At 74.4% G+C, this 10,678-nt stretch carries 12 protein-coding genes and 1 pseudogene; 9 read left to right on the top strand and 4 right to left on the bottom strand.

All coding sequences use genetic code 11. From position 1 onward, the window contains the following. Positions 1–548: pseudogene (locus E4P40_RS23175) on the top strand (hypothetical protein); the annotation flags it as partial. Beyond that, on the top strand, positions 548–1,357 hold the full coding sequence (locus E4P40_RS23170; RefSeq protein WP_135160741.1) for a hypothetical protein: 810 nt from the start codon (positions 548–550) through the stop codon (positions 1,355–1,357). The pseudogene E4P40_RS23175 and the gene E4P40_RS23170, both read left to right, overlap by 1 nt. A 9-nt stretch (positions 1,358–1,366) precedes the next feature. On the opposite strand, the gene E4P40_RS23165 is transcribed toward E4P40_RS23170, so the two are convergent. Then, entirely contained in the window at positions 1,367–1,945 is a 579-nt protein-coding gene (locus E4P40_RS23165; RefSeq protein WP_135160740.1) for a type 1 glutamine amidotransferase domain-containing protein, read from the bottom strand. Between the two features lie 59 nt (positions 1,946–2,004). On the opposite strand from E4P40_RS23165, the gene E4P40_RS23160 reads away from it, so the two are divergent. From E4P40_RS23160 to E4P40_RS23135, 6 genes are all read left to right on the top strand, one after another. After that, complete coding sequence (locus E4P40_RS23160) at positions 2,005–2,625, top strand: hypothetical protein (RefSeq protein WP_135160739.1); 621 nt, start codon at positions 2,005–2,007, stop codon at positions 2,623–2,625. Next, positions 2,622–3,440: a pyrroline-5-carboxylate reductase gene (proC, locus tag E4P40_RS23155; protein WP_135160738.1), complete on the top strand. Its 819-nt coding sequence runs from the start codon at positions 2,622–2,624 to the stop codon at positions 3,438–3,440. Before E4P40_RS23160 ends, proC begins: the two co-directional genes overlap by 4 nt. A gap of 302 nt (positions 3,441–3,742) precedes the next feature. Beyond that, positions 3,743–4,084: a helix-turn-helix domain-containing protein gene (locus tag E4P40_RS29155; RefSeq protein ID WP_245160536.1), complete on the top strand. Its 342-nt coding sequence runs from the start codon at positions 3,743–3,745 to the stop codon at positions 4,082–4,084. A gap of 256 nt (positions 4,085–4,340) precedes the next feature. Further along, on the top strand, positions 4,341–4,439 hold the full coding sequence (locus tag E4P40_RS23145; RefSeq protein ID WP_012854759.1) for an AURKAIP1/COX24 domain-containing protein: 99 nt from the start codon (positions 4,341–4,343) through the stop codon (positions 4,437–4,439). Positions 4,440–4,449: 10 nt separating this feature from the next. After that, positions 4,450–5,556, top strand: a complete 1,107-nt coding sequence (locus tag E4P40_RS23140; RefSeq protein ID WP_135160737.1) for an NAD-dependent epimerase/dehydratase family protein — start codon at positions 4,450–4,452, stop codon at positions 5,554–5,556. Then, a complete protein-coding gene (locus E4P40_RS23135) occupies positions 5,549–6,457 on the top strand; it encodes a lysophospholipid acyltransferase family protein (RefSeq protein WP_135160736.1) in 909 nt (302 codons plus the stop codon). The genes E4P40_RS23140 and E4P40_RS23135 overlap by 8 nt, the downstream gene beginning before the upstream one ends. Here the strand turns inward: E4P40_RS23135 and E4P40_RS23130 are convergent. The 3 genes from E4P40_RS23130 to E4P40_RS23120 all read right to left on the bottom strand — a co-directional run bounded on the left by E4P40_RS23130 (position 6,454) and on the right by E4P40_RS23120 (position 9,477). Beyond that, positions 6,454–7,371, bottom strand: coding sequence for an HAD-IB family hydrolase (locus E4P40_RS23130; RefSeq protein ID WP_135160735.1), 918 nt, complete (start codon positions 7,369–7,371; stop codon positions 6,454–6,456). The two genes, E4P40_RS23135 and E4P40_RS23130, sit on opposite strands and share 4 nt — an antisense overlap. Positions 7,372–7,421: 50 nt before the next feature. After that, positions 7,422–8,627 (bottom strand): DUF5667 domain-containing protein, encoded by a 1,206-nt coding sequence (locus E4P40_RS23125; RefSeq protein ID WP_135160734.1) that lies wholly within the window; start codon positions 8,625–8,627, stop codon positions 7,422–7,424. A gap of 127 nt (positions 8,628–8,754) precedes the next feature. After that, positions 8,755–9,477: a sigma-70 family RNA polymerase sigma factor gene (locus E4P40_RS23120; RefSeq protein WP_135160733.1), complete on the bottom strand. Its 723-nt coding sequence runs from the start codon at positions 9,475–9,477 to the stop codon at positions 8,755–8,757. Positions 9,478–9,673: 196 nt separating this feature from the next. Between E4P40_RS23120 and E4P40_RS23115 the strand changes: the two genes are divergently transcribed. Next, positions 9,674–10,678 (top strand): AMP-binding protein (locus E4P40_RS23115; protein WP_167762353.1); only part of this gene is annotated, 1,005 nt, incomplete at its 3' end.

Raw genomic sequence — 10,678 nt, 5'->3', positions numbered from 1 at the left:
TCCTCGACATCGGCGGCGGCTCGCTGGAGATCGCGTGCGGCGTCGACGAGGACCCTGACGTCGCCCTGTCGCTCCCGCTCGGGGCCGGGCGGATGACGCGGCGCTTCCTGCCGGAGGCCCAGGTCGGCGGACGGCCGGACCTGGCCGCGCTCGGAAAGCTGAGCTCCCACGCCGAGGAGCTCCTCTCCCCGGCGGCGAAGAAGATCGAGAAGCTCGGGCCGCCCGACCTCGTGGCCGCCACCAGCAAGACCTTCCGCACGCTGGCCCGTCTCACCGGCGCCGCCCCCTACTCGGCCGGCCTGCAGGTGCCGCGGGAGCTCAGTCTCGACGGGCTGGAGCAGCTGGTGGGCTTCGTGTCCCGGATCGAGTCCTCGGCACTGGCCGAGCTGCGCGGGGTGTCACCCGACCGCGCGCACCAGGTTCCCGCGGGCGCGGTCGTGGCTGCCGCAGCGATGCGGTCACTGGACGTAACGTTCGTGCGGATCTGTCCGTGGGCGCTGCGCGAGGGTGTCATCCTGCGCAGGCTGGACTCGTTGGGAGGGGCGTGATGGCCGATCCGGACTGGAACCCGGACACGGGAGGCCGATCGCTCGCCGAGATCCTCCGCGAGGCGGGCATCGAGTCCGCGAACCGGGCTGCCCGCCGCCGCTCCTGGGACGACCCGGAGGAGACGGGCATCCGCCAGCGGCGCGCCGAGGCCGCCGCCTCGGGACGTCCCGAGCTGGGACGGCGCAAGAGCGACCGGTCCGCCGACGAGGCGCCGCCGGTCGAGCGCCGGGCCGCGCCGCGCGCCGGTTCGGAGCGGCGTCCGGCCGCCGATCCGCGGGACGTACGCCGGGCCGAGGGCGGTCCGTCGACGGCGGCCATCCCAGGGCTGCGGCCGGACCGCAAGCCCGGTGTGCCCGTCGTCGGGACGATGCCCAGCGGCCCCGTGCAGACGCGCCGCGCCGCCGACCCCCCCGCCCAGCGCACGGCCTCGCGCGCCCCGGTCGAGTCGCACCCGTCGACCGGCCCCATCCCCGTCGTGCGGGCCGACCAGATCGGCGACCTGGACGACGACCTCGACGCCACCCCGCAGGAGAGCGCCCTCGCGTGGCTGCGCTTCCTCGGCGAGCTGGTCATCGCGCTGGCCGCCGGCGTGGGTGTGTACTTCGCCGCCACCCTGCTCTGGGAGAACGTCCCCTACCTCGCCGTCCTCCTGGCGCCCCTCGCGGTCACGGGGCTGGTGGGCGGGGTGGGCCTGTGGCGGCAGCGGCAGGGGCGGGAACCCGTCGGCGCCCGCCTCCTGACGGTCCTCGTGTTCGCCGGGACGCTGCTCACCATCGCACCGGCCGCGGGGCTCCTCGCCGGCTCCTGACGGGCCGGCTCAGCCCTCGTCGTCGTCGCCGACCGCGACGTCCTCCTCGCCGCGGGCGAACTGCTCGACGATCGCCGCGGTGAAGGCGTCGAGGTCGTCGGGCTTGCGGCTGGTGGTCAGGTTGCCGTCGACGACGACCTCCTCGTCCACCCAGTCCGCGCCCGCGTTGCGCAGGTCGGTCTGCAGCGAGGGCCACGACGTCATGCGGCGGCCCTTGACCACGCCGGCCTCGATGAGCACCCAGGGCGCGTGGCAGATGGCGGCGACCGGCTTGCCGGCGTCGAAGAACGACGTCACGAACGCGACGGCGTCGGCGTCGGCCCGCACGAAGTCGCCGTTGATGACGCCGCCGGGGAGGACGAGGGCCGCGTAGACGTCCGGGTCCGCGGTGCTGACGAGGGCGTCCACCTTCTTCGTGTCGGCCTTGTCGATGTGGTCGTAGGCGGTGATCGAGCCGCTCTCCAGGGACACCAGCTCCGGCTCGGCGCCCGCCTCCTCGAGGGCCTGCCACGGCCGGTCGAGCTCGATCTGCTCGACACCGTCCGTGGCCAGCACCGCCACCTTCATCCCGTCAAGTTCTCCTGCCATGCAGCCGCCGCTACCCGTGGCCCCACCGGGGCACACACCGGCGCACTACGGTTCCGGACGTGTTCGTGCGGACCCGCCCGTCGACGGCCGACCCGGTCGAGGTCGTCCGTGGGCTCGTTGCGGACGGGTGCGCGGTGGCCTTCGAGCAGCTGCCCGGGGACGACGTGGCGGCCCGGCTCACCGACAGCGGCTTGGCACCGCACTGCGAGGTGACGCTGGACGTGGACCGGCTGGGGCCCGCCCTGGTGCGCGATCTCGTGGCCGCGTCCGGCATGCCCGTCGCGTTGTCCGGCCCCGCCGCGGCGGTGGACGGCCTCGCCCGCGACCTGCCGGGCGTGCGCGTCGTCGTCCGGGCGGAGGAGCCGCTCGCGGAGGCGCGCTGCCGGACCCTCAGCGACCGGCGGGTGCGGCTGGTCGCGGGCCGCCGCGCCGCCGACCGCACCTTCGTCCGCTGCCTCACCATCCTGATGGCCGGCGACGGCCATGCAGGCATCGCGGCGTCCTCGCCGCGACTGATCGCCATCGCCGGTGAGCGGGCGGCCTGGAACGGCCGCTCGCCCGACAGCTGGGAGCACGTCTTGCCCTATCGAGTCCGGACCGAGGAACAGCAGCGGCTCGTGGCCGGCGGCTACGCCGTCCGTGTCGTCCTGACCGCCGGCCGCACCGGCGGCGGCCGGTGACCGCCACCGGCCGCCGCGGCCTGGCGATCATCGGCGGCGGGAAGATCGGCGAGGCGCTGCTGTCCGGGCTGATCCGGCGCGGCGGCACGGACGGGCTGCTGGTGTGCGAGCGCAGCCCGGAGCGGGCCGCGCAGCTGGCCGAGAAGTACGGCGTCGGTGCCGTCGGGCTGGGCGAGGCCGCTGCGCAGGCGCGGGTCCTCCTGCTCGCGGTCAAGCCGCAGGACATCGACGTCCTCCTGCAGGCCCTCGCCGAGCACGTCGACGCGGCGCACCTCGTCATCTCCGTCGCGGCCGGCGTGCCCACCCGGCGGATCGAGGCCGCCCTGCCCGCCGGTGTGCCGGTCGTGCGCGTCATGCCGAACACGCCGGCCCTGGTGGACGAGGGCATGAGCGTGCTGTCCGCGGGGGCGCACGCGGAGGAGGCCGACCTCGACGAGGCCGAGGCGCTGCTCGCCGCCGTGGGCCAGGTGCGGCGGGTGCCGGAGAGCCAGCAGGACGCGGTCACCGCACTGTCGGGCAGCGGCCCGGCGTACTTCTTCTACCTCGTCGAGGCCATGGTGGACGCCGGCATCCTGCTCGGACTGCCGCGCGCGCTGGCCGCCGACCTGATCGTGCAGACGGCCCTGGGCGCCGCGGTGATGATGCGCGACTCGGGGGAGCACCCGGTGCAGCTGCGCGAGGCGGTCAGCAGCCCCGGGGGGACGACGATCGCCGCCGTCCGCGAGCTCGAGCGGCACGGGGTGCGCGCGGCGCTGATGGCCGCGATCGAGGCTGCCTACGCCCGCTCGGTGGAGCTCGGCGGGGACAAGGGCTGACGCGCGGGGGCTGTGGGGCGAGTGGGTCCCGTGCGTCCGGCAGCCGGGCACCGTAACCCACATGTCGACAGATCTCCAGCACTGTCCGTCATCGGATCGTGACGGTGTCGCGAAACTCGCCGCACAACAGTTCTCCGGGGTTTCATAGGTGTACTTCTGCCGAGGACGGACCGGTCCGCCTGTTCGATTCAACCATCGCACCAGTCACGTCTGTCCCCTTACTCTCTGTACCAGCGCATGCGTGTTCAGTTGCCGGTGGGGAAGCCGGCGCCACGACGTGAGCTAGGTCCGGAGACGAAGACATGACCATGCCCCAGCGTTCAGCAGTCCCCGCCATGGCCCGCCCCGGTGTGCCCGGCCCGCGTCCGATCGGCCGCCCGATGGCCGCCACGATGGCCCGCCCCGTCGGCGCCCCGCACCCGGCCGCCATGCCCGTCGGCCGCCCCAGCGTCCCCGCCCCCCGCGCCGCCGTGACCTTCCTGACCGTGGCCGAGGTCGCCGCGATGATGCGCGTCTCGAAGATGACCGTGTACCGCCTCGTCCACGCCGGCGAGCTCTCCGCCGTCCGCGTGGGCCGTTCCTTCCGCGTCCCGGAGCGCGCCGTGCAGGACTACCTGCGCGACGCGTACACCGACATCGCCTGAGAGACCGAAGGCGACAACGTCGTCGCCCGATCGCTGTGTCGCGCCGAGTGGGCCCTGGAGGGGTTCGCGCAGGCGCGAGGGGCCGGCTCCGCCCGACAGGAGCCGGCACGGGCCGCGGTGTCGCCCGGAGGGCGACCGTGTCGTCGCCGCGGGGCGGCCGGTACGCTCGGTCGCCGGATGACACCGGGCAGCCCCTCAGGGGGCCCGGGGGTCGCGGTCGAGCTGATCACCAACAAGACGACGTCGGGAGCACCACGTGGGTTCGGTCATCAAGAAGCGGCGCAAGCGGATGGCGAAGAAGAAGCACCGCAAGCTGCTGAAGAAGACGCGCGTTCAGCGTCGCAACAAGAAGTGAGCTGACGCTCGTGCCGCCTGCGGTCGTCCTCGTCACCGGTGTCAGCCGGTGGCTGGGTGGTGCGCTGGCGGCCGAGCTCGCGGCCGACCCGTCCATCGCGCGGGTCATCGGCGTGGACACGGTCCCGCCGTCGCAGGAGATGCTCCGCCGGCTCGGGCGCACCGAGTTCGTGCGCGCCGACATCCGCAACCCGCTGATCGGCAAGGTCATCACGGCGGCGTCGGTGGACACGGTCGTGCACATGAACATCAGCTCCACCCCCGCCGGTTCAGGTGGGCGGGGGCCGATGAAGGAACTCAACGTCATCGGCACGATGCAGCTGCTGGCCGCCTGCCAGCGGGCGCCGTCGGTGCGGCGCTTCGTGCTCAAGTCGACGAGCGCCGTGTACGGCGCCTCCTCCCGCGACCCCGCGGTCTTCACCGAGGCGATGCAGGCCAGGGCCGTGCCCTCCGGCGGCTTCGCCAAGGACAGCCTCGACATCGAGGGCTACGTGCGTGCCTTCGCGCGGCGCCGTCCCGACGTGGACGTCGCGGTGCTGCGCTTCACCAACTTCATCGGCCCGCGGATCGACTCGCTGCTGACCGGGTTCTTCCGGATGCCCGTCGTCCCCACCGCACTCGGCTACGACGCCCGCGTGCAGCTGCTGCACGAGGACGACGCCCTGGCGGTGCTGACCCGCGCCACCACCGGTGACTTCCTGGGCACGGTCAACGTCGGCGGCCGCGGCACGCTGCTGCTCTCCCAGGCGATCCGTCGGCTCGGCCGGTTCGAGGTGCCCATCCCCTCGCCGGCCCTGAGCTCGGTCGGCCGGTTCTCGCGCCGCTTCGGCTTCGTGGACTACTCGCCGGAGCAGATGCGGTTCCTCAACTTCGGCCGCGTCGTCGACACGACCGTCCTGCGCGAGGACTTCGGCTACACCCCCCGCTACACGACGGAGGCCGCGTTGGCGGACTACGCCCGCACCGTGCCACCGGTGCTGTCGCCCAAGCTCGTCGACTCTGTGGCGGGCCGGGTCCGGTCGATCCTGGAACGGGCCGGCGACACCGCGTCCGCGGTCGGCGACCGGCTGCGGCCGGCCCCGCCGACGCCGGGTCTGCGGGCGGTGCGCGATGCCTGAGGCCCGCGTCATCCAGCTGCGTCCCGATGACGACGACGCCTACGTCCCCCCGGCGGCGCCCCCCGGCTGGGAGGAGCAGCTCGCAGGTGGGCTGGAGTTCCTCCGCCGCCGCGTGACCGGCGACTACTCCACCGACGAGTTCGGCTTCGACCCCGACCTCACCGACCACCTCCTGCTCCCGATCCTGCGGCCGCTGTACGAGCGGTGGTTCCGCGTCGAGAGCCAGGGGCTGGAGCACGTCCCCTCCGACGGGGGCGCGCTGGTCGTGGCCAACCACTCGGGCACCATCCCCGTCGACGCGCTGATGACCACCGTCGCGCTGCACGACGACCACCCGGCCCGGCGCCGGCTCCGCCTGCTGGGCGCCGACCTGGTGTTCGACCTGCCGTTGATCGGCTCGATGTCGCGCAAGATGGGCACCACGCTGGCCTGCAACGAGGACGCCGAGCGGCTGCTCCGCACCGGCGAGCTGGTCGGCGTCTTCCCCGAGGGCTTCAAGGGGATCGGCAAGCCGTTCCGCGAGCGTTACACCCTGCAGCGGTTCGGCCGCGGGGGTTTCGTCACAGCGGCTCTGCGCACCGGCGTCCCGATCATCCCGTGCGCCATCGTCGGCGCCGAGGAGATCTACCCGATGATCGGCAACGCGAAGACGGCGGCCCGCCTCCTGGGACTGCCGTACCTGCCGATCACGCCGACCTTCCCGGTGCTCGGCCCGCTGGGGCTGGTGCCGCTGCCGTCGAAGTGGCTGATCGCCTTCGGGGAGCCGATCGAGACGGCGTCCTACGGGCCGGCCGCGGCCGAGGACCCGATGCTCGTGTTCAACCTGACCGACCAGGTGCGCGAGACCATCCAGCACTCGCTCTACCAGCTGCTCCTGCAGCGGAAGAGCGTGTTCGGCTAGAACGGGAACTTGTTGCGCCTCCGCAGCGCCAGCGCGCCGCCCACCAGGCCGCCGGACAGCGCCGCGGCGGCGACCGTCGGGACGCCGATCTTCGCGGCCTTGCGGCCGGTGCGGAAGTCGCGGATGGTCCAGCCGCGCGCCCGGGCGATCGCCCGTAGCTCGGTGTCGGGGTTGACCGCGACGGCGCCGCCGCAGAGGGACAGCATCGGCAGGTCGTTGGCCGAGTCGCTGTAGGCCGTGCACCGCGCCAGGTCGAGGCACTCCCGCTCGGCCAGAGCCAGGACCGCCTCCGCTTTGGCCGGGCCGTGCATGAGCTCGCCGACCAGGCGCCCGGTGTACTTGCCGTCGACCACCTCCGACACGGTGCCGAGGGCCCCGGTCAGCCCCAGCCGGTGCGCGATGATGCTGGCCAGCTCGATCGGAGTGGCGGTCACCAGCCACACCCGCTGGCCGGCGTCGAGGTGCTGCTGGGCCAGCGCCCGGGTCCCGGCCCAGATGCGGTCGGCCATCAGCTCGTCGTAGATCTCCTCGCCGGCCGCCACGATCTCCGACACGGACCGGCCCGCGACGAACGCCAGCGCGTTCTCGCGGATGGTGTGCATGTCGTCCGGGTTGCCCTCGTTGCCGCCGATGCGGAACTTCGCCTGCTGCCACACGAAGCCGGCCATGTCCCGGGTCGTGAAGTACTTCCGGGCGGCCAGCCCACGGGCGAACCAGAAGAGGGAGGCGCCCATCATCATCGTGTTGTCGACGTCGAAGAACGCCGCACCCGTCAGGTCCGGGTGGATGGTGGGCGGGCCGGCGACCTCCGCGGCAGCGGCCGACGCGGCACCGGCGACATGCGCGCGGGTCTCCTCGTCCACGTCCGCGACCGCACGCCCGGACCGTCGTCCGAGCAGGGTCAGTCGGGCCACGGTCCGACCCTAGCGGGGCGTTCGATCGCCGTTCGGCCGCGGTCGGGCGGTCAGCAGGTGCCGATCGCCGGCAGCGGCGGGAGGCAGAGGTTCACCGACGGCAGCGGGAGGCCGGAGGACGGCGAGCCGGCGCTGGACGAGCCCTGCGCGCCGCTCGTGCCGGGCAGCGGCAGCTGCAGCGAGGGCACCGGCAGCGTGGGCACCGGCAGCGAGGGGACGGGGATCGGGAGGCTGCCCGTCGGCACCTCGACACCGCCGCCGGTGCCGCCGGAGCTCTCCGATCCGCCACCCCCGCCTGTCGTCCCGCCCGGGTCCGGGACACCGCCCGGGAGGGGAACCGTGCCCGGGGGAAGGGTCGCGGTCGGAGCGCCGGGGACCGGGGCGGGGGTCGTGCCCGTCCCGCCCGCACTCGGCGGAGTCGCCGCCTGCTCGGGGACGCACAGTCCCGGGATCGGGCCGAGGGCGTCGGCGCCGTTGACCGACGGGCCATCGGCGCACCCGAGCGCCGGCCGCAGCCCGGTCACGCGCGTGCTGATGTCCGACAGCAGCGCCAGCGAGGACGCCGCCTCGTCCGCGGCCTCGGCCGGCAGCCGGGGCGCCAGCGCGGTCAGCCGGGTCGACTGCCCCGTGGACCAGGTGGCGAGGTCCTCGAGCGGTCCTGCGTCACCGGTGGTCACGGCGCGCTCGGTGAGCCACGCGGCGCCCTGCGTCGTCTGGTCGTCCATGGTCCGCAGCGTGTCCAGCACGAGCACCGGGTCGGCACCGGCCGCCACGACGGTGCCTTCCGCAGGACCGGCGGGAGCCAGCGGCAATGCCGTCGGGCCGTCGTCCACCAGTTCCTCGAGCTCGACGAGCCGCGTGCTCGCGAAGTCCAGCAGCGTCTGACCGCGGGTGTCGCCGGCCAGTGCCAGCTGCGTCTGCTCGGTGCCGCGCTTGAGTCCGTAGAGGACGTCGCCGGGTTGCGCGTCGGTCGACACGGCCACCAGGGTCGCCGTCGCCGTGACCGCCATCGCCGCACCGGCCAGGCCGGCCGTCAGCCGGGCGCGCCAGCGGGCGGGCGGGGCGTCGGCCGCGCGGGCGGCCAGCAGGCGCCTGAAGCCGGTGACCGGCTCCGGGGCAGGCGTCCGGACGGCGGCCATGGCCACCAGCCGGGCCCGCGTCGCCGCGCGGAAGGCAGGATCGGGCTCGCCGTCGAGCTGCGGCGCGAGCTCGTGCAGCCGCGCGACGACGGCCTCCTCGCGGTCTCGCACGCTCATGCCCTGCCTCCGGTCCCCGTGGTGGCGAGAGAGCCCACGAGCCCCGACATGGTCTCTGCACCTCGCTGCACCCCACCCAACGAGGGGGCACGGTATTCGGTTACGGCCCCGACGATCCCCGTTCCGGTCATCGCAGACCGTCCGGCAGCATGCCCGCCAGGCGACGGACGGCGCGGTGCTGCAGCGCCTTGATGGCGCCGTCCTTCTTGCCCATGATCTCGGCCGTCTCCGACACCGAGAGGCCGTGGATGAAGCGCAGCACGATGCACTCCTGCTGCTCGCTGCCCAGCTGCTGCACGCACGCGAGCAGCTCCCGGTTGGACAGGTGCTGGACGACCGCGTCCTCGGGTCCGTCGGTCGCCTGGTCGGCGTCGCGCATGTCGGCGGTCGCGACCTCGAGCCGGTAGCGACTGCTCTTCACGTGGTCCAGGACGATGTTGCGGGCGATCGTGACCAGCCAGGCGCCGACGTCGCGGCCCTGGAACGACAGCGAGTCGATGCGGCGCAGCGCCCGCACGAAGGTCTCGCTCGTGACGTCCTCGGCCGTCGCCCGGTCACCGACCCGGTGGTAGACGTACCGGTGGACCATCGTCACGTAGTGGTCGTAGAGCTCCCCGAACGCCTCGGCGTCCCCGTCCTGGGCGCGGCGCACCAGCGCCCAGACGTCCACGCCGTCGGGGTCGGGGGGAACGGCGAAGTTCGGCTCCTCGGCCGGCTCCTGCGGGGCCGGCTCCGCCACGGCGGGCGCGGGCGCGGGGGACGGCCGGGGAAAGGGCACCGGTCTCCGCCCGGGCGCCGGCGACGGCGGGGCCTGGGCGGCCTCCCGCTCGGCGTCCAGGGGGTGGGCCATGCGGGCGATCGACCTCCTCGTCAGCCCGCGGACCTGGACGTCTTCCCCCTGCGCGCCCGGCGGGGAACGGGCGCGCGTGCTGCGGGTCTCGCCCCATGGTGACAACATCGCCCCAGCCCGTCCACGCGAGCCTGCCCGGATGCACCCGTCGGTGCGCGTCGGTGGTCAGCACTGCAGCAGCTCCAACGGAGGAGATGTGGAAGAGGTAGGCACGTCGCTGGCCGCGCTGGTGCGCGCCGCGGCACGGCGCCGCCCCGATGCCCCCGCGGTCGTCGCCGGCGACCGGCGACTGAGCTGGGCCGAGCTCGACGCTGCCGTCGACCGGGCGGCGGCCGGTTTCGCGGCCCACGGGCTCGCGGCGGGCGACCGCGTCGCCGTCCAGTTGCCGAACGGGCTGGACTGGCTGCGCGCCTCCCTCGGCGCGCTGCGGGCGGGGCTGGTCGTGGTCCCAGTGAACACCGCCTACACCGATCCCGAACTCGAGTACGTGCTCGGCGACTCCGGAGCCGCCCTGCTCGTCACCGCCGCCGACCGGGCGCCGGTGGGCGGCGTCCCCGTCTGCGCCGGTCCGCCGGATGCCGACGGGCCGGCGCCCGAGCCGCCCGACGAGCCCACGGCACCGTCCTTCCTCGCGTACACGAGCGGGACGACGGGCCGCCCCCGAGGCGCGATCCTCACCGCCGCGGCGCTGCGGGCGAACCAGGAGCAGTGCCTCGCCATGACGCCCCCGCCGGTGCGCGAGGACGACCGCGTGCTCCTGGTCCTGCCGCTGTTCCACGTCTACGGGCTCAACGCCGGGTTCGGGCTGGTCGCCGCCACGGGCGCGTGCGCGGTGCTGCAGGAGACCTTCGACCCCGTCGTCTCGCTCACGGTGATGGCCGACGAGCAGGTGACCGCGGTGCCCGGCGCCCCGCCGATGTACCAGGCGTGGCTGGCGGCCGCGGACGCTCTCGGCAACGACGCCGCCCTGCGCCGCGGGTTCGCGGCCATGCGCATGGCGTCCTCGGGTGCCGCGCCCCTGCCCGAGGACATCTGGCGGGCGATGCGCGACCGCGCCGCCGTCACCGTCTGGGAGGGCTACGGGCTCACCGAGGCCTCCCCCGTGGTCGCCAGCACCCTGGCCACCGGCCGGGCCAAGCCCAACTGCATCGGCGGGCCGCTGCCGGGGGTGGAGCTGGAGCTCCGGGACACGGCGACCACC

Source organism: Blastococcus sp. CT_GayMR20, assembly GCF_004570345.1.
The sequence above is the reverse complement of the archived record's forward strand: the minus strand, read 5'-3'. Positions and strand labels throughout refer to the sequence as shown.

Coding starts and splice junctions, on each gene's coding strand:
- E4P40_RS23170 (WP_135160741.1), top strand. CDS start 548: ATGGCCGATCCGGACTGGAACCCGGACACGGGAGGCCGATCGCTCGCC.
- E4P40_RS23165 (WP_135160740.1), bottom strand. CDS start 1,945: ATGGCAGGAGAACTTGACGGGATGAAGGTGGCGGTGCTGGCCACGGAC.
- E4P40_RS29155 (WP_245160536.1), top strand. CDS start 3,743: ATGACCATGCCCCAGCGTTCAGCAGTCCCCGCCATGGCCCGCCCCGGT.
- E4P40_RS23135 (WP_135160736.1), top strand. CDS start 5,549: ATGCCTGAGGCCCGCGTCATCCAGCTGCGTCCCGATGACGACGACGCC.
- E4P40_RS23125 (WP_135160734.1), bottom strand. CDS start 8,627: ATGAGCGTGCGAGACCGCGAGGAGGCCGTCGTCGCGCGGCTGCACGAG.
- E4P40_RS23120 (WP_135160733.1), bottom strand. CDS start 9,477: ATGGCCCACCCCCTGGACGCCGAGCGGGAGGCCGCCCAGGCCCCGCCG.